Below are 24,861 nucleotides of genomic sequence, written 5' to 3'. Positions count from 1 at the left end.
ATAAATGGGAACTCACAATATTAATTTTAGTGAACAATTTGAGTTTACAGGAAAAGTAAAAACTTTAAGTATAGTTGGTATCGCTTTAGGTATCGCTGCTGTTGCTTATGGTTTTATTGCTGGAGATAAAGTAATGCATGAGCGTACTTTTGCCAACCTGTTGCTTATGGGATACTACTTTGCATGCGTTTGTATGTCGGGTATGTTTTTCCTTGCTGTTCAATATGTAGCTCAGGCTGGTTGGTCTGCATCTATTTTACGTGTACCACAAGCAATGGCTAAAACTTTGCCAATTGCAGCTGTAATACTGGTTGTAATTATTTCAGCTGGTTTATACACACATAATCTCTATCATCACTGGCATGCCGATGGATTAACTGATCCAAATAGCCCAAACTATGATTCTCTAATTGCAGGGAAAGCGGTTTTCTTAAATGTGCCTTTCTTTTTAGGTCGTCAGGTGGTATTTCTAGGTGTGTATAGCATTTTCGCCATGCTCTTTGTTAAACTATCTTATAATGAAGATTTAGCTGGTGGACTTGAATCATACAGGAAAGGATTTAAAAATGCTTGTATCTTTTTAGTAATCTACGGTTTTACTACGCCAATTTTTGCTTTCGATACCATCATGTCATTAGAAGCGCACTGGTTCTCTACTATGTTCGGTTGGTATAATTTTGCTGCCATGTGGGTAAGCAGTTTAGCAACTATCGCTATTATTCTTATCTTATTAAGAAGAGCTGGTTACATGCAATGGGTTAACAATAGTCACTTACATAACTTAGGTCAGTTTATCTTCGGTTTCTCTATTTTCTGGACATATGTATGGTTTGCGCAGTTTTTACTAATCTACTATGCAAACATGCCTGAAGAAACTGTTTATTTCTACAGACGTTTTGAGTATTACAAATTCTGGTTCTTCTTAAACCTGGCCATGAATTTCTTAGCTCCAGTACTATTATTAATGGACAGAGATAACAAAAGAACTGATGTGAAATTATTGTTCGTATCAATTGTAGTGTTGTTGGGTCACTGGGTTGATTATTACCAGATGATTATGCCAGGTGCAGTGGAAGATGGTCATAATGGATTTGGTATTGTTGAAATCGGAACTGCAATAGGTTTCGTAGGATTGTTTACCTTTACGGTCTTAACATCGTTAAGTAAAAAACCTTTGATTGCAAAGAATCACCCATTATTACAAGAAAGTTTGCATCACCAACTATAGCAGGTGATATTATAAGGGCAAATATTTATATTATTATTATAATTAGCAGTACAGCGTACTACTTTTAAGAAAATGAGTTTAAGAAAGTTTATCACGAATAAAACGACCGCAGCTTTAGCAGTACTATTTACTGTTTTTGCAAACACGAGCGCATTTGCGCAGGATGCATCCGTAGCAGGTGCTGCCGCGGCACCGAAAGTTGATATGGGTGAGATTTATAAATCAGTAATTTTTTACATTCTGATTTTCCTGGCCGTATGTTTATTCATTGCAATTATTGGTAAATCAATAAAGGTATATGAATTAAGCCGCGAAGCGCAAGGTAAACCTGTAGGGATCAACTGGAACAGAGTTCATGCAAGTTTATTTGCATTGTTCCTTGTTTTAGGTTTGTATGGTGTGTATTGGGAATATACGGTTCATGGTTCAATGTTGTTACCGGATGCAGCTTCTGAGCATGGTAAGAAAATTGATGAGATGTTCAATTTAACATTAATCATTACTACGATCGTATTCATTGCTACACACATTTTATTATTCGGATTTTCTTATATCTACAGATATTCTGCTAAAAGAAAAGCTTACTACTATCCTCATAATAATACTATTGAGAAAATCTGGACAATTGTTCCAGCCTTGGTTTTAACTGTATTGGTGTTAATGGGTTTCTTAACCTGGAGATCAATTTTCTTCAAAGTTGAAGATCCAAATCATAAGCCTTTACAAATTGAAGTTACTTCAGAGCAGTTTAAATGGTCTTTCCGTTATCCTGGAGCTGACGGTATTGTAGGTACTAAAAACTATAAATTAACTACAGCTACCAATCAATTAGGTATCGATTTCAAAGACATTAACTCTCGTGATGATGAAATGGCTGATGAAATGGTTCTTCCGGTTGGGAAACCAGTGAAGTTGATTTTAACGAGTAAGGATGTTATTCACAGTTTTTATATGCCACATTTCAGGGTACAGTTAAACACCGTTCCAGGTATGAAAACTTTCTTTGAATTTACGCCAACTAAAACTACTGCTCAGATGCAGCAGGAAACGAATGATCCAAACTTTAAGTTCATTATTTTATGTGCTAAAATTTGTGGATCAGGTCACTACAACATGCAAAAAGTTGTAAGGGTTGTTTCTGATGCAGAATACAAAACGTGGATAGCTGAACAGAAAACATACTTAAACGATGATTTAAGAAAACAATTTAATTTGCCGGTTGCTCCTGCTGCTCCAAAAGCAGCATCAGATTCAACAGCTAAAGATTCAGCAGCTGTGAAAACTAACCAAATGGCTTTAAATAAATAATATTACTGCAGAGCGAAAGAATTATGTCAACAATAGCATTACACGACGAACACAATCACGATCACGCTGATCATGGACACCACAAGGAAACTTTGATTTCCAAGTATATCTTCAGCATGGATCACAAAATGATTGCTAAGCAATTCCTAATCACGGGTATTATCATGGCAGTTATTGCAATGGGCTTATCAATATTATTCCGTATTCAACTGGCCTGGCCAGATCAAAACTTCCCTTTCCTGGAAACATTTTTAGGTAAATGGGCTGAAGGCGGACGTATTAAGCCAGACTTTTATTTAGCACTGGTAACGATTCACGGTACCATTATGGTATTCTTCGTATTAACTGCGGGTTTAAGTGGTACATTTAGTAACTTATTAATTCCGCTTCAAATCGGAGCAAGAGATATGGCATCGCCATTCTTAAACATGCTTTCATATTGGTTCTTCTTCAGCGCTTGTGTGATCATGATGTCTTCATTCTTCATTCAAACCGGACCTGCATCTGGTGGCTGGACGGTATATCCTCCACTTTCGGTTGTAGCTAAGGCAATGCCTGGATCTGGTATGGGAATGACCTTATGGTTAATTAGTATGGTACTTTTTGTGGCATCATCTTTAATGGGTGGTATCAACTATGTAAGTACGATCTTAAATATGCGTACTAAAGGAATGGACCTTTGGAAAATGCCGTTACCTATCTGGGCTTTCTTTTTAACCGCTATTTTAGGTATCTTATCTTTCCCTGTTCTTGTGGCGGGTGTGGTATTAATGGTATTTGATCGTAGTTTCGGTACTAGTTTCTATCTGTCTGACATTGTGATGGGTACAACCATTTTGCCAAATGAGGGTGGTTCTCCAATTTTATGGCAGCACTTATTCTGGTTCTTAGGTCACCCTGAGGTATATATCGTAATTATGCCAGCATTGGGTATTTCATCTGAAGTAATTTCTGTTAACTCACGTAAACCAATCTTTGGTTACCATGCGATGGTTTATTCGTTAATTGGTATTACTGTACTTTCATTTATTGTGTGGGGTCACCACATGTTTGTAACCGGGATGAACCCTTTATTAGGTGGTGTATTCATGATTACTACCTTGATTATTGCTGTACCATCTGCTGTAAAAACCTTTAATTATCTAGCTACTTTATGGCGTGGTAATATTCGTTTTACACCTGCAATGTTATTTGCTATTGGTTTAGTTTCATTCTTTATCTCTGGTGGTTTAACGGGTATCTTCCTGGGTAACGCTTCTTTGGATATTAACTTACATGATACTTATTTTGTAGTGGCTCACTTTCACTTGGTAATGGGTTCTGCTGCTATTTTTGGTATGCTTGCGGGTGTTTATCATTGGTTCCCTAGAATGTTTGGTAAAATGATGAATGCGAAATTAGGATACCTACATTTCTGGTTAACTTTTATTGCTGCTTACTTAGTATTTTTCCCGCTTCACTTTTTAGGTTTAGATGGTGTACCTCGTCGTTACTATGCCTTTACTGAGTTTGAATTTATGAAGAAATGGTTAACTGTAAACGTATTTGTTACCTGGGCTGCTATTATGGCTGCACTTGCACAGGTTGCGTTTTTATTCAACTTTTTCTACTCCATATTTAGAGGTAAAGTAGCTCCTCAAAATCCTTGGGAAGCCAATACACTGGAATGGACTGCTCCGGTAGAACACATTCACGGAAACTGGCCAGGAGAAATCCCTACAGTATACAGATGGCCATATGATTACAGTAAACCTGGTCATGATGAAGATTTCATTCCACAAACGGTTCCTTTCTCTCAAACCATGAGTTCTAATTTGCCTCATGACTTTGAAGGAAATGCAGAAGCAGAAAAAATACAGCAGGATTGGGAATTAGCTAACCCTGTTGAAGAAAACAAAGGCTAATTAATAGTCTTCCATACAATTTAAAAGGGGTATCTGATTAAGTTTCTGCTTATCCAGATACCCTTTTCACTTAAAAAGGTATATGGTCAGCAGATCAGAACAACGATTTATCAGGATTAATTTTATCACCATTATAGTTACTTTGATGGTGATACTTGCCGGCGGTATTGTAAGAAGTACAGGATCTGGTATGGGTTGCCCTGATTGGCCGAAGTGCTTTGATCGGTATATTCCTCCTACAGATATTTCACAGCTTCCAGCAAATTACAAACAGAAATATGTTGAAGGCAGATTAAAAAAGAATGAAAAGTTTGCGAAGTATCTTGAAAGTATGGGTAAAGCCGAATTGGCTGATCGCATCAGACATGATAAAAGCATTACTATTCCTGAAGAGTTTAATCCAACCAAAACTTGGGTTGAATATATAAACAGGTTGGTAGGGGTTTTGGCAGGTTTGTTTTTGCTACTGACTTTTGTTTATTCCTTTACTTACAAGAAAAGTGCAAAGCGCATTATCGTACTGAGTTTGTTAAATATCTTTGTTGTTGGATATCAGGCTTGGTTGGGATCAATTGTAGTTTCTACCAATCTGGCACAATGGGTGGTTACAGTACACATGTTATTGGCATTGGTTATTTTAGCGATTTCGATTTATACCTACAATTATGCTAAACAGCTAAGCAAAACACCTTCGGTAATTATGTATCGGATACTTTGGCTTAAAGGATTTTTGTTATTTACGGTATTCATCAGTATCCTACAGATTGTTTTAGGTACAGAAGTAAGGGAATCTGTTGATGTTGTTGCTAAGTCATTGGCCAGTGGTTTAAGAGATACCTGGATTTCAAAATTAGGTGCTATATTTTCTTATCACAGAGATTTAGCCATTTTAGTGATTATTTGCAACGCAATTGTATACAAGATGGTGATTGATCGTTTTAGTGGTAAAGCTGCACCTCTGTTAACTGCAAGATGTATTTTAGTTACGCTTCTCATACAATTATTAAGTGGATTTGCATTAGCATATTTAGCCTTTCCGCCAGCAGCGCAGGCAGTGCATATTTTGTTTTCTACGTTATTATTTAGTTTACAGTTTTATCTCTACTTGTTGGTTTACCGGACGAGTACTTATAAGCAATAATATTTAAGGAAGTTGAAACAAGTTTTTTCAGATTTTTCTAAGCTCATCAAATTCAGGCTGTCTTTTACGGTTGTTTTTTCTGCGTCTATATCTTTTCTGATCGGACAGAAAATGCAGGTAGGGAGAAATCATATTCCATCTATAGATTGGGGGAACTGGTTGATATTGATTGTGGGTGGTTTTTTAGTTACTGCTGCAGCCAATTGCTTTAATGAAATTATAGAGAAGGACCTGGATAAATTAATGTCCAGAACAAAGGATCGTCCTATGCCGGCTGGTAGAATGACCACCGGACAAGGATTAATTTTGGGTGTTTTTATGGCATTTTTAGGTACCTGGTTATTGGGTAAACTAAATCTTGAAACGGGCTTACTTTCTGTCTTTTCTATTTTGTTATATGCTTTTGCTTATACTCCTTTAAAGAGAAAATCACCTATAGCTGTTTTTGTAGGTGCTATACCCGGTGCTTTGCCACCACTGATCGGTTATCTGGCTGCTTTTGGAAGTTTGAAAGCTGAAATGTTTCATGAGATTGATTATTACATTGCCGGAATTTTATTTTTAATTCAATTTGTATGGCAATTCCCACACTTTTGGGCGATTGCTTGGGTATTGGATGATGATTATAAAAAAGCCGGCTTTAGATTGCTACCGACTAAGAAAAGAGATAAAACGTCAGCATTGCTTACATTTTTAACAACATTAATTTTAATTCCGGTAAGCTTATTACCAACATTATACGGTTTCGGTGGTTATTATGTAGGTGGCTTATCATTAATTGCTGGTTTGATATTCAGCTGGCTTGCCTTTAAATTATTAATGAACAGGGAACTTGCTGATGCAAAGAAGGTGATGTTTTGTTCGTTTTTTTACATACCAGCAGTACAGCTGGGTTTATTATTAAATTTTATAGCCCAATAATTTTATGGTTCTAACAATGGAAAAGATCCAAGATACATTTGACCCTAAACCCAGAAAATTTATTGTCTGGTTGTTTGTGGTATCATCAACGATTATGTTTGGTGGATTTACCAGTTATTATTTGGTATTTGCCGCATCAAAAGGCAAAGGCCATGGTTTAGTTTTACCTGATGCCTTTATCTACAGCAGCTTAGTTATTATTGCCAGTAGCATCACGCTTGTACTGGCCTCTAAGGCCATGCGGAAGCTAAACTTTAGCCTTCAACGGAATATGTTATGGCTGACAGTTATTTTAGCGGTAGCATTTGGTGTTATGCAGTTTAGCGCCTGGAGCAGTATGGTAAAAACCGGTGCTACTTTAGTGGGTAATAATGCTGCAATTTCCTTTATTTATGTGGTTTCAGGGTTACACTTGTTACACATTATTGGGGGTGTTGGATTGATTATTAATGCATTGGCAGGCAGCTACAAAAATATTTCTCCTGCTAAAAGCAATTACAGAATGGAAATTGCTTCTATTTTTTGGCATTTTATAGATATATTATGGATATATCTGTATGTTTTTTTACTTTTGAACCGTTAAATTTGTTAACAAACTATTATACTATTTCCAAATGAATTCAGTATCACAATTAGATCAAGTTAAAACCGGGCCATGGAATGGTGGCCGTTCTCCGTGGTCGGTAGAATATGGTAAAATCATGATGTGGTTTTTCCTATTATCAGATGCTTTTACCTTCTCCTCTTTATTGATCTACTACGGCGCACAACGCTTTTCTAAATTAACATGGCCAGATCCGGATTTGGTTTTCCAATCAATTCCAGGTATTAAGGATACTGGTGCACCATTAGTATTTGTGGGTATCATGACTTTTATCTTGATCATGAGTTCTGTAACAATGGTTTTAGCTGTTGAAGCAGGTCATCGTCGTGCTAAAAAAGAAGTCATTTGGTGGATGGTTGCTACTATCATTGGTGGTTTCATGTTCTTAGGTTGCCAGGCATTAGAATGGACACACTTACATCATGAAGGTTTCTGGTGGGGTGAAATTCCAAGTGCTGAAGAGTTAAAGCACTTATTTACGGGTGATGTATCTTTAGTTGCTGCACAACAGTTTGCAAACTTATTTTTTACCATTACAGGTTTTCACGGATTTCACGTATTTAGTGGGGTAGTCATTAATATTATCATTTTAATTATGACGATCAATGGCACTTTTGAAAGAAGAGGTCATTATTTAATGGTTGAAAAAGTTGGTTTATACTGGCACTTTGTTGATTTAGTGTGGGTGTTTGTATTTACATTCTTCTATTTGGTTTAATTTATCATCTTTAAAAATATTATCATGTCAGAACATCACGCACATACAGAAGGGCACGAGGAGCATGCAGGTTTATCTAAAGGTAAAATCTGGCAGGTTTTTGGTATCCTTTTATTAATTACTGTTATTGAATTTATTGTTGCCCTTTGGGTTTTACCAAACGGTTACATGTCTCATGCTATTGGAAACTTCGTTTATATTGCTTTAACATTAGTCAAAGCTTTCTATATCGTTGCCTATTTTATGCACTTAAAATATGAGAAATTAGGCTTACAGCTTTCACTAACTGTATCATTCATTTTCATTATGTACTTTATTGTTTTAATGTTAATTGAAGGAGGATTTTTAAATCTCCATATGATGAGTCATTAATGAAAGGTAACTCTATCAAAAAACTTCTAATCCTGGTAAGCATTCTAGCTGTACCGGGATTTTTGTTTTTTTACTTATTGCCACAGTTTGCTAAGAATAGGTATAAGAGCCTTCCCATATATGGAAAGAAAGTTGTTTCGTCTACTTTTCATACTGTAAAGGGGAAACAAATACCAGATACTATTTATCATCAGATTCCAGATTTTAAACTGGCTAATCAATCTGGTGACACTGTTTCCTGGGCGTCTTTAAAAAATAAGATCGTGGTATTAAACTTATTTTATACCCAATCCAATAATACCAGTGTTACTAAATACATTAAACAATTATCTGAAGGCTACGAAAAGAAGCCGCTAGTTAGATTTGTAAGTCTTTCGGTAGATCCGTCTGATGAAAGCAAAATTAAAGATTATGCAGCAACTCTAAACGCAAAATCTAATCAATGGAATTTTTTAGCTGGTGATACGGCTGTTACTTATCCGTTCATTAGAAATGGTTTACTGCTTGATGTTATTGAAGACGATAGAAAAGATAAGCCACACTTCATTTTCGGAAATAAAATTTTATTGATTGATGTTCAGCATCGCATCAGAGGAATTTACGAAACTGATAGTCCGGATGCTACTGCAAAGCTTGAAGATGAGATAAAAGTACTTATTGCAGAGTATTTAAGAAACGTTAATGACGGCAGGTAGGAGAGTCTTTAGTCGCTAGTCTAAAGTCAGGATTGATTACAGTAACAAAAAATAAAGAGATTTAAAATATTCATGGAAAATAGCCCAATTGAAAAAAAGTATAGTAAGTGGATCATCATTCTTTCGATCTTTATACCTGTAGCCGTTGCTTTTTTGTTTGTGGTGAAGCTAAAGGATTTAGGTATAGATGCGCCCACCCTACCTTTTTTACCACCTATTTATGCCACGATTAATGGTATTACTGCTGTGTTGTTGGTGATAGCTGTTTGGGCGATTAAAAATGGTAAAATCACTTTACATCAAAACCTGATGAAATCGGCAATTGGTTGTTCTTTATTGTTTTTGGTGATGTATATTGCATACCACATGACAACACCTTCCACTAAGTTTGGGGGGGATGGTGCCATAAAATATGTTTATTTCTTTATTCTGTTGACTCATATTCTATTGTCTATAGCCATTATTCCTTTGGTATTGGTTACTTATGTAAGGGCATTGGCAGAACGTTTTGACCGACACCGCAAAATCGCAAGAATCACCTTTCCTCTATGGCTTTATGTGGCCATTACCGGTGTGGTGGTGTATTTGATGATTTCGCCTTATTATCAGTATTAATACATTTCTGAATTTTAGCTTGTTTTTCGTGAAACATTAGGCAATATTATGTATTATTGGCTAATGTTTATGGCATCCTGATACGGATGAATAAATATATCTCTTTTGATATCCCTCGTGACTTTAATTAATGAAAACGAATGATGACCAATTGATATATGGCCTTTAAGGATTGTAACAAAGAGCGAGAACTGATTATAGAAATTGTTGGAGGAAGTGAGAAAGCATTTTCTATTCTTTTTTTTAATTATCTACCTATTCTACAATCTTTTGCGCTTAAGTTCACAAAATCTGAGCATGCTGCTGAAGAAGTCATCCAAGATGCCTTTTTACGTATTTGGTTAAATCGTGATAAACTTGAACACGTTGACAATATCAAGGCCTATTTGTATAAATACGTATCAAACGAATGCTTAAGCTTCATCAGAAAAAAAATAAAGGAGGAAAAAGCAATAGGTTTATTGAAAACCCGCTACTCCGAACTGGAGAATGTAACCCTTGATGCGATCCATCTTAATGAAATAAATCGAATTATTATTGCTGCAGTTGATAAATTACCCAGCCAACGCCGGAAAATCTATAAATTAAGTAGAGGAGAGGGAAAAAGCATTCCTGAAATAGCCGAAATTTTGGGTTTATCAGCTAGTACTGTTAAAAATGCACTCGTTATTGCGCTAAAAAGTATCCGTGAGAACTTAATTAAGCATGGTATATCTCTTTTCTTGATTTATTTTATCAGGGGTATTCATTAAAATGAAAAAAAAATAATTCTTCGATAGTCCTAATTTGTCTTTTGTGCTTCTTAGTATCAGATCTATGGAAGAAAGAGTAATATTTCTTATCAATAAGTTTGAGGCAGGCCAAATGGTTGATGCTGAAAAAACTGAATTACTCAATTTTATAGAAAACCACCCAGATACTGTTAGTGGAGAAATTTTGAATTTGCTTAGTGCACATGATTTGGTACATGTGGGTGATGAAGAAATGGATATTGATCAGAACAGGTGGAATTTAGTCTTCAATAAAATTGTTGCTGTAGATCAATTTAAACATCCGAAGAAAACTTCAATTTCTGTTTATTTCAGATGGGCTGCTGCTGCAGTGTTAATTCTAGCCTTTGCATCTATATTCATTTATAAAATACGTGAAAAACAACATGTTTTTACCGCAGACATAGCGCCAGGCGGGAACAAGGCGATTCTTACCCTAGCCAATGGAAAAAAAATCTCATTAAGTGATGTGGCTGATGGGGATCTGATTAAAGAAGCTGGCTTATCTATTTCAAAAACAGCTAGTGGCCATTTAGTTTATAATGTTGTGAATGGGGATTTGTCGGCTAGTGAGAATGAAACCAATACGATTACAACACCTAATGGAGGTGAATGGCAAATACACTTGCCAGATGGTAGCGATGTATGGTTAAATGCTGCATCATCACTTGAATATCCTTTAAATATTGGTAATGCCACAACAAGAAATGTAAAATTAAAAGGAGAAGCATATTTTGAAGTGGCTAAAGACAGCGCTCATCCTTTTGTTGTGGAAACTGAAAAGCAAAAATTAGAGGTGTTAGGTACGCACTTTAATATTAATAGCTATACGGATGAACGTGCAACCAGAACAACGTTGTTAGAGGGAAGTGTCCGAGTTTCCTCACTCACTAATACATCTGAATATGAGGTTTTAAAACCGGGCGAACAATCGGTATTATCAGCGCAGGGAATTAAAATAAATACAGTGGACACTGATGAATCTGTTGCCTGGAAAAAAGGGTATTTTATGTTTAATAACGAAAAACAGGAAAGTATCCTACGTAAGATATCCAGGTGGTACAATATCAAAGTTGAATACGCTGACGAAGAAGCTAAAGATGTGATGTATTATGGAACTGTGAGCAGATTTGATAAAATTTCTCAGGTGTTACACAAATTTGAACAGACCGGTGAGGTTCGTTTTGAGATGCAAGGCAATAAGCTTATTGTTTACAAAGATTAAAGCATAAAGATGAGGGCATAACTAACTCTTATCTATAAAAATATTACTAACTATCAACCTTAACCTAAACCAACAACTATGTACAAACTTCGACAATACCCCTGATGTTCGAAAAGCCAACGAAATAAAAAAGGAGTGCTTGCAACACCCCTTTAATTTTGCTGTCTGGCTATTTCGGTAAACCGGAATCGATCAAAAAAATCAATTATTTCTTGAATAACCACGATACCACATTATGCGCTTAAACAATAAGTGTGTATCGCTAAAAAACAGACTATTAAATGTACAAAATTTATATAAGAATTTTATGTACGCATCGCCGCTACATACCTAAATTGCTATTGATGATGAAGTTAATTACGGTCATATTACTTGCCTCCCTGATGCAGGTTAGTGCAGCTTCGTTTGGCCAGCTTGTTACATTGAAGGAAAAGAATGTAACACTGGAAAGAATGATTAAAGAAATCAGAAAGCAATCTGGTTACGATGTTTTATTATCAACCAATAAGATTAAAAGTACCACTACATTCAATGCTAATTTTAATCAATCAACCATTGCAGAAGTGATGGCTAAGATTATTGCTGGTAAGGATTTAAGCTATACCATTGAAGATAAAACGATCTTGATCAAGCCAAAAGATAAATCCATCTTAGATAAAGTAGTTGATTATTTTGTTGCCGTAAAGGTAATAGGTAAGGTTAAAGATAAAAGTGGTAATGCGCTCCCTGGTGTTAGTGTAAGAGAAAAAGGTGCCTCAAATGCTGTTTCTACTACTTCATCAGGTGATTATGCAATCACAGTAAAGGAGGGGGCTACTTTAGTTTTTAGCTACGTTGGATATAAATCAACAGAGGTTGAAATTGGAAGTAAGACACTTATAAATATAACCTTAGAGGAAGATGCTGAACAGCTTAGTGAGGTAAATGTAGTTTCTACCGGCTATCAGGATCTGAATAAAAAGTTATTTACAGGTGCTGCCACCTCGCTTAAGGCATCTGATGTAAAAAGAGATGGTATCAATGACGTTAGCAGAATGCTGGAGGGGCGTGTTGCCGGCGTTTCCGTACAGAACGTATCAGGTACATTTGGTGCTGCACCAAAAATCCGCGTTCGTGGTGCAACTTCGATCTCCGGAGATAATAAGCCATTATGGGTAGTAGATGGGATTATTCTTGAAGATGTTGTAAACATTTCCAACGAACAATTATCCACTGGTGATCCTTCAACTCTGGTTGGATCTTCAGTAGCCGGGCTAAATCCTGATGACATCGAAAGCTTCAATATTTTAAAGGATGCAGCTGCTACTGCACAATATGGTGCAAGAGCAATGAATGGGGTAGTTATCATCACAACTAAAAAAGGGAGAAATACTCAAGGTAAGCCCGTGATCTCTTACACAGGTAACTTCTCCAGCTACATGAAACCCTCATATGATAATTTTGATATTTTAAATTCTGCAGATCAGATGAATGTTTATCTGGAAATGCAAAATAAGGGTTGGCTAAATCATTCAAGTTCATCACGTAGTGCAAATGGAGGCGTGTTTACTAAAATGTACAATGAAATGTATAAGTATGATGCCGCAACAGGAACATATGGATTAAAGAATGATGCACTTAGTCAAAAACAATATTTGCAACGTTATGCGGATGCCAATACAGATTGGTTTGATATCTTATTCAAACAGTCTTTTATGCAGGAACATTCAATAGGAATTTCATCAGGTACTGAAAAATCAAAGATTTATGCATCAACCAGTTATTTGCAGGATAATGGTTGGACTGTTGGCGATAATGTGAAACGTTTTACAGGCAATGTTCGTGGAAACTTTGAAATTAATGACAGATTAAGTATCGAACTCATTACGCAAGGATCAATCCGTGATCAAAAAGCCCCAGGTACATTGGGTAGAAACGGTAATCCGGTTTATGGAACATATGATCGCGATTTTGATATTAACCCATTCAGTTATTCGCTTAATACCAGCCGTGCACTAACTGCCTTTGATACAAATGGAAACCGAGAATTTTTTACCCAGAACTATGCGCCGTTCAATATTTTACATGAACTTGAAAATAATACTTTAGAGCTTAATTTAATTGATTTTAAGGTTCAGGGCGGAGTAAGGTATAAAATCACAAAGGATTTAAAGTATTCATTTGATGGCGCATATCGTTATGCTAAAACCAGTCAGGAACATAAAATTACTGAAAACTCCAATATGGCTGAGGCTTACCGTGCGGGTATAAGTCCAAATGATGCAACGGTTAGATCAAACAATAAATTTTTATACCGCGATCCTGATGATCCAAATGCGCTACCGGTTAGTGTATTGCCTTATGGTGGTTTCTATAAAACCAATGATGATAATATTGTTAATTATTATGTAAGGAACAGTTTGGAGTATGATAAAACTTTTAATGCAGACCATTTAGTCAACTTTTTTGCCACTCAGGAAATGAGATACATCAACCGTCAGAATAAAGTATTTGACGGATATGGGTACCAATATGATAAGGGAGGTATTCCGTTTATCGATCCAAATATCGTAAAGTCAAATGTAGAAGGTGGTTTTAACTATTACAGCATGGGTTATCGTTACGAACGATACTTAAACTATTCTTTAAGAGGGGCTTATTCTTATAAAGGAAAATACAGTATTAACGCTACAGGGCGTTATGACGGATCAAATCTTCTGGGCGAATCACCTACGGCAAGATGGCTACCTACCTGGAATGTATCTGGTGCATGGAATATTGATACAGAAAATTTTATGCAATCTGAGCGGATTAAAAAGGTAATTAATCGGGCTACTCTTCGTGCTACTTATGGGTTAGTTGCAAGTATGGGTACAGCGCAAAATTCTAGTCTTGTGTTGAGAAGTATGGCTACACGCAGGCCGTACATTCCGGAAAAAGAAACCAAATTATATATAGATGGACTAGAGAATTCTGAGTTAACATTTGAAAAACTTAATGAGCTAAATCTTGGCTTAGATTTAGGTTTATTTAGTGATCGATTAACACTTACTGTAGATGCGTATCAAAGAAAGAGTTTTGATTTAATAGGAGAATTTAGAAATGGTGGCATAGGTGGTGAAGCAGTGAAGCAAGCCAATTATGCAGATATGAAGTCACACGGTATAGAAGCATCTCTTGGTGCCCGAATTTTAAAGACAGGTAACTTTAGCTGGTCATCACAATTAATTTTTGGATACAATAAAAATGAAATCACAAATCTTAAGAACCAGCCATTAATTTTTGACTTAATCGGGCCAGATGGTGGTGCTTTGGAAGGTTATGCCCAACGCGGTTTATTTTCAATCGATTTCAAGGGATTAGATCCGGTAAATGGTTCTCCGAAATTTCTGAATAACGAGGGTGTGGTTAGTGGCGATGTTTATTTGCAGAGCAATGTGGTTAAGTATTTAAAATATGAAGGACCAATTGATCCGAAATACACTGGTGGTTTTTCAAACACATTTAAGTATAGAGATTTTACACTTTCTACACTGGTTACTTTTGCTGCAGGAAATAAGGTACGTCTTGCTCCAGCCTTCAAAACCAGTTATACCGATTTAGATGCTATGCCTAAAGCTTTCTTAAGCCGTTGGGAAATGCAGGGGGATGAGCTTAAAACTAATGTGCCTTCTATTTTGGATGCACTTGAAGCCGTTGACTTTAGAAGTGTTTATGCCTATAATAATTATAATTATTCTACTGAACGTGTAGCAGATGGAGGTTTTGTAAGAATGAAACAAGTCATCTTAAGCTACAACATCCCTTCAAAATATACTAAGAAACTTGGGTTAACCAATTCTTCAATAAGTGCTGTAGGTAACAACTTATTCTTGATTTATTCGGATAAAAAGTTGAATGGGCAAGATCCAGAATTCTTCGGGTCAGGTGGTGTTGCATTGCCGATACCGCGTCAGTTCACATTGTCTTTAAAAGTAGGATTCTAAATAAAAAATCATGAAAAAAATATTTATATCTATTGTTGCCCTTTCTCTTCTTTCAAACCTGGGATGCAAGAAGTTTTTAGAGCAATCTCCAGATCAAAGAACGCAATTAAATTCAGTTGATAAAGTAGCAGAATTATTAACCAGTGCTTATCCGGAAGGGAATTATATTGCTTTTACGGAAACATCATCAGATAATGTAGAAGATAAAGGACCGGGTATAGGTGATGAAAATAGGGAAATTGTTTTTCCTTACAATTGGAGAGATAACGACAATTATACCGAAGATACACCTACTAATTACTGGAATGCCTGTTATACTGCTATTGCAGCTGCTAATGCAGCACTAGAGGCTATTGGTAAGGTACCTGATCAAACGGCTTATTTACCTTATAAAGGCGAAGCGTTACTTGCCCGAGCTTACGCTCACTTTATGTTGGTTACTCTTTTCTCAAAAACCTATGAAGCTGGTACCGCCAATGATTCTCCTGGAATTCCGTATGTAACCTCGCCAGAGAAGGTTGTAGTTGGCCAATATTCTAGAGGTACTGTTGCATCCGTATATGCGAATATAGAAAAAGACTTAACAGAAGGGTTGCCTCTTTTAAAGAACACGGCATATAAAATTCCTAAATATCACTTTAATATTTCAGCCGGTAACGCATTTGCCGCCAGATTCTTTTTGTTTAAAAAAGATTATGATAAAGTAATTCAATATGCCAGTGCCGTATCTCCTGGAAATTCATTTGCGAACATTTTGAGGCCGTGGAATACTCGATATAACACTTATACCCTTGATGAGATGTACCTGTATTTTACACAAGCTTCGGAGCCTTCTACTTTATTATTAATTGAAACGGCCTCTTCTTGGGCAAGAACCCTTACTCCCCGTTTTGGTTATGGCCAGGTGATTAATAATGAGGTTTTTACCAATAATGTAACTGGTGCCCGTTGGTCGTATAAATCAGCTTATTATGGGCAACCCCACTATAGTATGCTTAAATGGAAGGAATATTTTGTAAAAACGAGTCCTAACGCCACCATTGGAGAACCATACACTATAGTTCCTGTACTTACAGCAGATGAGACGTTATTAAATAGAGCAGAAGCTTATGCATCATCAGGACAAAATACACTGGCATTACAGGATTTAAATACATATGCCAGTACCAGGATTTTAAATTATAGTGCTACTATCCATGCGGTAACATTGGCTAAAATTGCTGCTTACTATGGTATTACTGATCCGAAAGAAGGATTAATTGCAACTATCCTTGATTTTAAGAAAAAAGAATTTACTCAGGAAGGTTTGCGTTGGTTTGATATTTTAAGGTATAAAATACCGGTAACACATCGAATTTACGCTGTAAATGGTTCATTTACAACCATCGAACTTACGGCTAATGATCCTAGAAGATTATTTCAACTGCCTACACAGGTTACACTTTCTGGTATTAACCAAAATCCAAGATAATTATGAAGAAAACATTTAAATATGGATTTGTTGCATTAGTCCTGCTTACAATCCTCGCATCCTGTAAAAAGGAATCTAAGCTAAATGCCAATCTGGATGCGATAGACCAAAATATAATAAAAGATAAAAATTCGACTGATATCTGGTTAGATCAAAACTTTTTGAATCCGTATAATATTGAAACTAAATACCGATTTGACCGATTTGAATTGGCCTCAGGAAAGAATATTACTCCTCCATTAGTAGAACAGGTAATCCCTGCAATGGAAATGGTTCGGGATGTGTGGATCAGGCCATACGAAGTTGCCGGAGGAGGAGATTTTATAAAAAAAATCTCCCCTAAACAATTCGTTTTAGCTGGTAGTGCAGAATATAATAGTAATGGATCAATCACTTTAGGTACTGCCGAAGGTGGACGTAAAATTGTTCTTTATGTTATTAATTCATTCGATAAAACCAATATCAATTCTGTAAAACAGATGATCCAGGTGATTCAACATGAATACACACACATTTTAAATCAAACGGTTGATTTTTCTCCGGAATATCAAACGGTATCTCGTGGTGGTTATGAAGCAAACTGGACTCAACGACCGCTTTCTGAAGCATATTCTTTGGGTTTCATTACACAATATGCCAGGGTATCGCCAATAGAAGATTTTGCCGAGCAGTCATCAAATATGTTGATGATGGGAAGGGTACAATATAATGCCATTGTAGCCACAACACCTGCAGATGCTCAGGTTAAATTGAAGAAAAAAGAACAATATGTGGTAGACTATTTTAAGACTGCATTTAATATTGATTTCTATCAGTTACAGAAGGAAGTTCAAAAGGCATTATTTAAGGTGTCTCCCCCTGTTTTATCAAGGTTAACTGGTTATGGTGTAGGCTATACTACATTATATTCGAACCCAACCACGGATCCAAATCAATCTGCTGAATTTTTAGGGTTGTGGAACGCCGCAAGAAATTCTATGGCTGCTGGCGGGTTTGTACTTAAAGATTTTAAAATGACTTTTAGAGCTACTAATCTGATGACTTTAAGATATACTTTTACAAATGCTGCTGGTACGACAACCTACTCTGCCGATGCTGACTATACTTTGGCATTAAATGCATCTACCGGAACTACTACTTTTACCTTAAATGCAACACAACCTACCGCTACAGTTCCAGCTGTGGATCCTGTACCCTACAGTAACATGGGGGTAATTAATGCAAGAATGGCAGGGGTGAATAGTTACTTTTCAACGGGGTCATTCAGGGCTAACTGGATTAATCAGATTATACCTGGCGAAATAGGATACTTGGGTTCATTAGGCGCATTTTATAAAACCACAAACGCTAACTCCTATTTTTATGGAACAATGGGGCAATAATTTAAGAGAAATCAACATGAAAAAAATATTAATATATACACTTTTTTCTCTTGCCTTATTTACGGGTTGTAAAAAGGAAGAGGTATTGATTGATGGCGAAAGACCTGAAGAAAGGGTTTCTACTGCCATAACAAAGTATAATGATGAATTAACCGGGAGTACAAACGGCTGGAAAGCATTTTTATATCCCGAAGGTGGTGGTGGCTATTCCTTTTATTTTACTTTCACAAAAGATAATAAGGTAAGCATGTACGCTGATTTAGATTCTGATCCTGCCAGCGAAAGCATGGAAAGTACCTATCGAATCAAGGCACTCCAAAATCCAACATTATCATTTGATACCTACAATTATATGCATATTCTGGCTGATCCTGATCCAAATACTTTTGGAGGTGTTGCCGGGTGGGGTGTTTTTTCAGATTTTGAGTTTACATTCGATAAACAAGTGGGTGATTCGATTATGCTTTCGGGTAAGCTTTTAAAAAGTAAGTTGGTTTTAGTAAAAGCAACGCCAGCTGAAAAAAAACTTTATAATGAGAAAGGTTTATTGAATGCTATCCTGACATCTGTAGGTTATATTGATGCTAACAGCAACCTCTATTTTACATTGGTTGATGCGGTAAAAGTTCAAACCTCTATCAACTACCTCCAAAAAGTAATTACATTTATTTGGGATAACGGTAATGGTGGCGTAAACACGACTTCAACCGGGTTTGCTTTTACCTTAACAGGAATAAGATTTAAAGAGCCTTTGATATATAAAGATAAAGCCATTAGTGAACTCACCTGGGATCCGGCTAAGCAGGTATATTTTACCACAGTGGGTGGAGCAAGGCTGGAAATCGTTTCCTCAACAACTTCAATTTATCCTTTACATTTACTTTTGGGTATACAATATTCTGAAATTATCGTTCCAAATGGTACGAATTACCCAGGGTGGGGAACAGAGTTTATTACAAGAAGAGCAGCGGCTGCGGCAGGTACATTGGCATCTGGATATAATTTAAGATTAGATCGAATGGTTTTTAATTTTAATACCATAAACAATACCATGTTGTTAAGTGCAGATGTTTATCAGGGTGCAAATAGGTTTGTTGCAGATTTTCCGTATACTTTTAATAAAACCACAGCAGGTGTGTACAAATTTACAGCATCAGCACCAACTGGGAATGCTGCTTTAATTGTAACGCAAATGGCACCACTCACTACACAACGCATTAATGCAGATACTTTCACATTGGCGTATTTTACAAATCCAACAACTGGTGAGATCTTAGGTCAGTTTAAAAGTGTAGAACATCCAAACTTTACATTCTCCGGCTCTTTACAATAAGTTAAGTTTATGCTTTCAACCCTCGCCCAACAGCGAGGGTTTTTTTATGACATAATTTTTAACTCCCTCCATTCGTTAAATCGTTATATTTGTAAACATGAAAAGGAAAATTATTTTCGTCTTATTTCTAGCCCTACTTAATTTCGGTAGTACGTTACAGGTGAATGCACAATGTGCCATGTGCAGCATTAACGCAGAGCAAGGTAATAAAAATGGCAACACTGTTTCTGCCGGTTTAAATACAGGTGTGCTTTATCTGTTAGCCATTCCATATTTAATGGCTATTGTTGTAGGTGTAGTCTGGTATAAAAAATATCGTAAGAAAAATATTCATCTGGAAATGAAGAAGGAGCCATTTCATTTGAATTAACACATGGCTGAACAAACATCAAAAATTTACGCCATTGTACATTGTAAATGTCCGCATTGCCGCAGGGGTGATGTTTTTACAGGCAGCATGTACGGGTGGAATATTCAGCATACAAAAATAGTCTGCAGTCATTGTGCGCAAAGGATAGAAATAGAACCTGGCTATTTTTATGCGGCCATGTATGTGAGTTATGCGATGAATGTGATTGAAATGCTCATCGCCAGTTTTGTTACTTACCTCATCTTTGGTCCTTTAACAGATGATACCTTCTGGCATTATCTGATTGTCATTTTTGCGGGATGCTTTATTTTATATCCTTTTAATTACCGGTATTCGCGAATGATATTATTACATGTCTTATCGCCTAATATCAAGTATAAGCCATATTACGATAAGTAAGGAAGCAAGTTGGTTAGTTGTAGGTTTGGTGAGATGTTGATAGCTCATTATTCAATCAATTAAGTCCAACTCTCCATCTGACCAGATAACCACCTTTACACCTTACCACCTTCACAGCTTACCAGATTAATACCTCACCTATGTTAAAGAAAGAAACTTTAAAATTCATAAAAGATGTGGCCAGCCACAACAACCGGGAATGGTTCGCCGAGAATAAATCAAAATATGAGGATGCCAGGCAAGACGTTTTAAATATGGTTGCTGCGCTTATTCCTGAACTTGCCAAAATAGATCCATTCATTTCTGCAGATACTGATGCCAAGAAAAGCCTAATGCGCATTTACCGTGATGTTCGTTTCAGCAAAAATAAAGACCCTTATAAAAATAACTTTGGAATCTGGTTCTCTGCAAAAAGCAAGGGGGGTAACGGACCAGGCTATTATTTGCATATTCAACCGGGCAATAGCTTTATAGCCGGGGGTTATTGGATGCCTGATGCACCAGATGTTAAACTGATCAGACAGGAGATTGATTATAATATCAGTGATTTTAAAGAGATCATTAACCATAAAGATTTTAAAAGCAATTTCAAATTAGGCACTTCAAATGCCTTAAAAAATGCGCCTAAGGGTTACGATCCCGCTGATCCAAACATTGAATACTTAAAACTCAAAAGTTTCGAAGCAACGATGAAATTAGATGATGAAGAATTTTTTAAGCCTGAACTCGTTAATAAGTTGATAAGTTCTTTTGCAACTGTTAAACCATTAGTTGCATTTTTACGAAATGCTATTGACCAATAACCTTCAAGGGGGCATAACACTTAATATTCTTTACTCAAATAAATTTCAACACTAAAAAATGAAAAATACCTTTTTAGCTTTTGCACTTCTATTGTTTATTTCATCCCTAACATCATGTGTGGTTCTTTCGCCCAAAAAGTATAAGGCATTGTTAGGTAGTAAAGATTCTTTATACACCGCTTTTAATGAAGGCCTGGTTAAAATAGAAAATCTGGATAAAGAAGTCTCGAGGCTTAAAAAGGATACCACGATGATGGCTGAGGAGTTGAGGGATTTGCAGAATAACTATAATGAAGTTGATGCCAATTACAAAAAACTTAAAAACAATTCGACTAGCGAAATAACCAAGTTATCAGGTGATTTAGCTGCAAGGGAAAAGCGTTTAAAAGAAGTAGAAGAAGTGTTGCGTAAACGTGATGAAGCTACCAATTCATTAAAAGAAAAACTGCAACAGGCTTTATTAGGCTTTACGAAAAATGGTTTAACAGTAGAAATTAAAAATGGTAAGGTATACGTTTCCTTAACAGATAAACTTTTATTCCCTTCGGGAAGTATCATTATTGATGAAAAAGGTAAGCAAGCCTTAACCCAGCTGGCTAATGTGTTAAAGCAACAGCCAGAAATCAATATCGCGGTAGAAGGTCATACTGATAATCAAAAAATTAATAACCTGGGTCAGATTAAAGATAACTGGGATTTGAGCGTGCTCAGGGCAACATCTGTTGTGCGTTATTTAACTGAAAATGAAAAAGTAGAAAGTGTAAGGATGACGGCTACAGGAAAAGGTGAATTTCAACCTCTGGGTGCAAATAATACTGCTGAAAGTAGAAGCAAGAACAGAAGGATAGAAATTGTACTGTCGCCAAAACTGGATGAGCTTTACAACCTGATCAAATAAAAGATTGAATGTTGTATCATAAGTATTAATTGATATCAAGATTTGTCATATTGAGCTTGTCGAAATACCGTTAAGGAAATTTTTTAATGGTACTTTGACAGGCTCAGGATGACATTTTGTGTTTATGACATAGATTATTTTATTTTCGATATGATTTTAACACTTTAAATGTTTGCTCAAAATCTCCTCCGTTTAAATTTGTATAATCGGGCATGGAAATTTTATGATAGGATAAAAAGTTTAGCAGTTGCTTGATGATATTGGATACCTCTTCAGATACATCAGTATGTTTAAGTGAATCTATTTTTAATAGGTACAGTGTCACTTCTAACATTTTAAAATCTTCTTTTTCTGCTATTTTTAGCCCTTCATCGCTTTCAATAACTGCCTGTTCATAGTTGTGAATGCAATTGTAAAAACTGGCTTTGAAAATAAAAAATCCAACCGAAATAAATGGCGTGTAGTAAGTGTAATCACTTCTGATGATTTTATCAACAAAATCAACAATTCTCTGCGCCTTTTTATAATAATTCAGTTTAAGATAGGTGTGACCTAAATGAATTAATAAAAATGGAGAGAATACAGAATTCCTGATGTAGAAAATATTTGGATATTTATTCAGGATTGCCATAATAAACCGATGGCATTCTGCATAATTTTTTTGTGTAAACAGGGTAAGTAAAACCAGGCGATAGCAAAGTATTTCTGTAGTGGTAAGTGCTTCATTCCTTAATGGTGGACTCTGGTCTATCTGATGGCAAAGTTTAATGATTTTATCTTCAAATGAGCGGCCCTCATTTGGCTTATTAATGAGGTTGTTATAAAAGTATAAGATTAAATCATAAGGGTTTATTGGGAAAAGTTCATTCAGTCTCTTATAGTTTCGCTTTAATAATTGCATGGTGTTCACCAATGAAGCCTTATCAATATCAATTAAAAGAATATTACATTCAATAATATGCAACATGATTTGTATATCCTGATTCAGCACATTATCAGAAATGTTCTTGATCGTTTCCTTGTATAACTTGCTCATGGTTCTTCCAGAAGCCATGAGGTCGATAAAATCCTGCCCGATGCTTTGTTTATTAAACATGGAATTGGACTTACTTAGCTCATATTTTGCAACGCTGCAGATGAAGTCGAAGGCTTTGTTCTTTTCTTCATTGGTGAACGGCAACATTAAAATATTTTTGAGTTCGGCAATTTCGTTTCTGTTCACGCAAAACCTTACAGACCAATTCAGAATGTTATTTCTTAATGCCGTTTTGGGATCAAAATTCTGTAGGATGTATTCGAAAAAAGCTTTGCTCGACTTATATTTAAAGTTCTCCGTAATTTGTATGAATACGAAATAAGTATAAATATCATTATTTAGAAAACGAACTATTTCCGTCGGTACAACTGTACTTAATCGCTTTTCTTCAATTAAAATTCCGGTATACAGTAGTTCTTCATATGCATCGGGATAGCTGTCTATATAACTAAGTACATTTTCTTTAGCCACCCGCAACCCCTTGTTACCTATAGATATGTGTTCGGTAATTTTTTTTAACAAGAATATTTTTTCAGTACTTTTTTTGGCTAGTAAGATTTTTTTCTCCAGAAAGTAATTGATTAACTCATAGCACAATAATGGATCTTCAAGCTCCAGATTTTTGATCTCGTTTGAAAGTTTAAAATAAACCTGTAGCCAAAAAGGGGTTTTAAGCTGTGTAATTAAGGACTGGCTGATATCATCTATCATTACCAGTTTTTTTTCAATATGGCTAAGTGTATATAAAATTTCTTTAGTGCTGAGCGGTGGAACATTACATAAAGTTTCCTCATCGTAATATACACCTGTATACCATGATTTGGTTAAAAAAGCGGAGCCCGTTAATGCTGGTTGAAGATTGATCCAGGTATGGGTTCTTACGCTGATTACCGTCTTTAAAAAGTTGTTCTCCTCAATGCTATACAGGAAGTCTACAAATGATTTAAATCTGTTACTGCTGGCCAGGTAATCATCTATTCCGTCAATAATAATGATAAATCGTCCCTCTTTTTGAAGGGGATTGTCCTTTAAATAAGTGATCATCTCACTCACACTCCCAAAGTTAAATTCTCTTGCAAACCATTCTTTTAGCGTTAATCCTGCCTGAATAGTAGACATGATTACGTTTGAATTGATCAATAAAACAATATCATTTTTATAAAGCGCTTGTTCTGAATGAAAAAAATGTTCCACTAAATGAGCCATTAGTATGGATTTACCATGGCCTGGCTGCGCACTTACCGTAGCAAACTGATAATTATTCTTTAAAAAGTAATCGAAATCGGGATAATAGAAACTTCGTTTTGCTGTAAACTCAAATGGCACACCTGAATTGTTTTTCTTAATCACCAGAGAAGCGTCAGTAATGGACTTTGCCTTTAGTTTTAAGGTTTGCCATAAGCTTTGGGTAACAGTGATATTATCTTTTTTGTCTCTCCTGAAAGCATCCCAGTCTGAGTAGCCAACATATTGAGACAAGCTATTTAATGTGAACAAAGAAAATTTATGCAGTGTGTTTGCAAAACCAAAGAAACGCTTGATAGTGGTTTCACTAACATAGTTTTTCGTTTCCTGGAATACGTACTCAGAAATTACCTTACAATGAGCTGGATCAATATTTCTCAATCCTGATTTTGTAAGTACAAACTTCCTGAGTTCAATAAGGAGTTCGTTTGAGTTCATTAATTATAGAGATGATGACT

General features: G+C 36.0%; 21 protein-coding genes. 20 read left to right on the top strand and 1 reads right to left on the bottom strand.

The window, feature by feature from the left end; all coding sequences use genetic code 11:
• The first annotated feature begins 4 nt into the window (after positions 1-4).
• The 20 genes from EV200_RS14005 (at position 5) to EV200_RS13910 (ending at position 22,122) form a co-directional block, all read left to right on the top strand.
• Positions 5-1,228, top strand: a complete 1,224-nt coding sequence (locus EV200_RS14005; protein WP_132533670.1) for a quinol:cytochrome C oxidoreductase — start codon at positions 5-7, stop codon at positions 1,226-1,228.
• A gap of 72 nt (positions 1,229-1,300) precedes the next feature.
• The gene (locus EV200_RS14000) at positions 1,301-2,536 is read left to right on the top strand and encodes a cytochrome c oxidase subunit II (RefSeq protein WP_132533668.1); all 1,236 of its coding nucleotides are present in this window, start codon (positions 1,301-1,303) and stop codon (positions 2,534-2,536) included.
• Positions 2,537-2,559: 23 nt separating this feature from the next.
• Positions 2,560-4,440 (top strand): cytochrome c oxidase subunit I, encoded by a 1,881-nt coding sequence (locus tag EV200_RS13995; RefSeq protein ID WP_188754120.1) that lies wholly within the window; start codon positions 2,560-2,562, stop codon positions 4,438-4,440.
• Positions 4,441-4,522: 82 nt separating this feature from the next.
• A complete protein-coding gene (locus EV200_RS13990) occupies positions 4,523-5,581 on the top strand; it encodes a COX15/CtaA family protein (protein ID WP_132533656.1) in 1,059 nt (352 codons plus the stop codon).
• Between the two features lie 12 nt (positions 5,582-5,593).
• Positions 5,594-6,502, top strand: coding sequence for a heme o synthase (gene cyoE / locus EV200_RS13985; RefSeq protein WP_132533654.1), 909 nt, complete (start codon positions 5,594-5,596; stop codon positions 6,500-6,502).
• A gap of 16 nt (positions 6,503-6,518) precedes the next feature.
• Positions 6,519-7,085, top strand: coding sequence for a cytochrome c oxidase subunit 3 (locus EV200_RS13980; RefSeq protein WP_132533652.1), 567 nt, complete (start codon positions 6,519-6,521; stop codon positions 7,083-7,085).
• 31 nt (positions 7,086-7,116) lie between these two features.
• A complete protein-coding gene (locus tag EV200_RS13975) occupies positions 7,117-7,824 on the top strand; it encodes a cytochrome c oxidase subunit 3 (protein WP_132533650.1) in 708 nt (235 codons plus the stop codon).
• Positions 7,825-7,848: 24 nt separating this feature from the next.
• A complete protein-coding gene (locus tag EV200_RS13970; protein ID WP_132533648.1) occupies positions 7,849-8,196 on the top strand; it encodes a cytochrome C oxidase subunit IV family protein in 348 nt (115 codons plus the stop codon).
• Entirely contained in the window at positions 8,196-8,891 is a 696-nt protein-coding gene (locus tag EV200_RS13965) for an SCO family protein (protein WP_132533646.1), read from the top strand. The genes EV200_RS13970 and EV200_RS13965 overlap by 1 nt, the downstream gene beginning before the upstream one ends.
• 72 nt (positions 8,892-8,963) lie before the next feature.
• The gene (locus EV200_RS13960; RefSeq protein WP_132533644.1) at positions 8,964-9,506 is read left to right on the top strand and encodes a DUF420 domain-containing protein; all 543 of its coding nucleotides are present in this window, start codon (positions 8,964-8,966) and stop codon (positions 9,504-9,506) included.
• A 158-nt stretch (positions 9,507-9,664) separates the two neighbouring features.
• Positions 9,665-10,258 (top strand): RNA polymerase sigma factor, encoded by a 594-nt coding sequence (locus EV200_RS13955; RefSeq protein ID WP_132533642.1) that lies wholly within the window; start codon positions 9,665-9,667, stop codon positions 10,256-10,258.
• 64 nt (positions 10,259-10,322) lie between these two features.
• Entirely contained in the window at positions 10,323-11,501 is a 1,179-nt protein-coding gene (locus tag EV200_RS13950) for a FecR family protein (RefSeq protein ID WP_132533640.1), read from the top strand.
• Positions 11,502-11,845: 344 nt separating this feature from the next.
• Positions 11,846-15,466 carry a SusC/RagA family TonB-linked outer membrane protein gene (locus tag EV200_RS13945; protein WP_229676840.1) on the top strand — a complete coding sequence of 1,207 codons (3,621 nt, stop codon included), beginning with the start codon at positions 11,846-11,848 and terminating at the stop codon, positions 15,464-15,466.
• Positions 15,467-15,476: 10 nt separating this feature from the next.
• Positions 15,477-16,937, top strand: coding sequence for a RagB/SusD family nutrient uptake outer membrane protein (locus EV200_RS13940; protein ID WP_132533636.1), 1,461 nt, complete (start codon positions 15,477-15,479; stop codon positions 16,935-16,937).
• Between the two features lie 2 nt (positions 16,938-16,939).
• Positions 16,940-18,319, top strand: coding sequence for a zinc-binding metallopeptidase (locus EV200_RS13935; RefSeq protein WP_132533634.1), 1,380 nt, complete (start codon positions 16,940-16,942; stop codon positions 18,317-18,319).
• Positions 18,320-18,335: 16 nt separating this feature from the next.
• Positions 18,336-19,652, top strand: coding sequence for a DUF4302 domain-containing protein (locus EV200_RS13930; protein ID WP_165877934.1), 1,317 nt, complete (start codon positions 18,336-18,338; stop codon positions 19,650-19,652).
• A 97-nt stretch (positions 19,653-19,749) separates the two neighbouring features.
• Positions 19,750-20,022, top strand: a complete 273-nt coding sequence (locus EV200_RS13925; RefSeq protein WP_132533630.1) for a hypothetical protein — start codon at positions 19,750-19,752, stop codon at positions 20,020-20,022.
• Between the two features lie 3 nt (positions 20,023-20,025).
• Positions 20,026-20,421, top strand: coding sequence for a DUF983 domain-containing protein (locus EV200_RS13920; protein ID WP_132533628.1), 396 nt, complete (start codon positions 20,026-20,028; stop codon positions 20,419-20,421).
• Positions 20,422-20,561: 140 nt separating this feature from the next.
• Entirely contained in the window at positions 20,562-21,224 is a 663-nt protein-coding gene (locus tag EV200_RS13915; RefSeq protein ID WP_132533626.1) for a DUF2461 domain-containing protein, read from the top strand.
• A 58-nt stretch (positions 21,225-21,282) separates the two neighbouring features.
• Positions 21,283-22,122 carry an OmpA/MotB family protein gene (locus tag EV200_RS13910; RefSeq protein ID WP_132533624.1) on the top strand — a complete coding sequence of 280 codons (840 nt, stop codon included), beginning with the start codon at positions 21,283-21,285 and terminating at the stop codon, positions 22,120-22,122.
• 139 nt (positions 22,123-22,261) lie between these two features.
• On the opposite strand, the gene EV200_RS13905 is transcribed toward EV200_RS13910, so the two are convergent.
• On the bottom strand, positions 22,262-24,841 hold the full coding sequence (locus EV200_RS13905; protein ID WP_132533622.1) for a hypothetical protein: 2,580 nt from the start codon (positions 24,839-24,841) through the stop codon (positions 22,262-22,264).
• Positions 24,842-24,861 lie beyond the last annotated feature (20 nt).

This window comes from Pedobacter psychrotolerans (assembly GCF_004340665.1).
GTDB lineage: Bacteria > Bacteroidota > Bacteroidia > Sphingobacteriales > Sphingobacteriaceae > Pedobacter > Pedobacter psychrotolerans.
The sequence above is the reverse complement of the archived record's forward strand: the minus strand, read 5'-3'. Positions and strand labels throughout refer to the sequence as shown.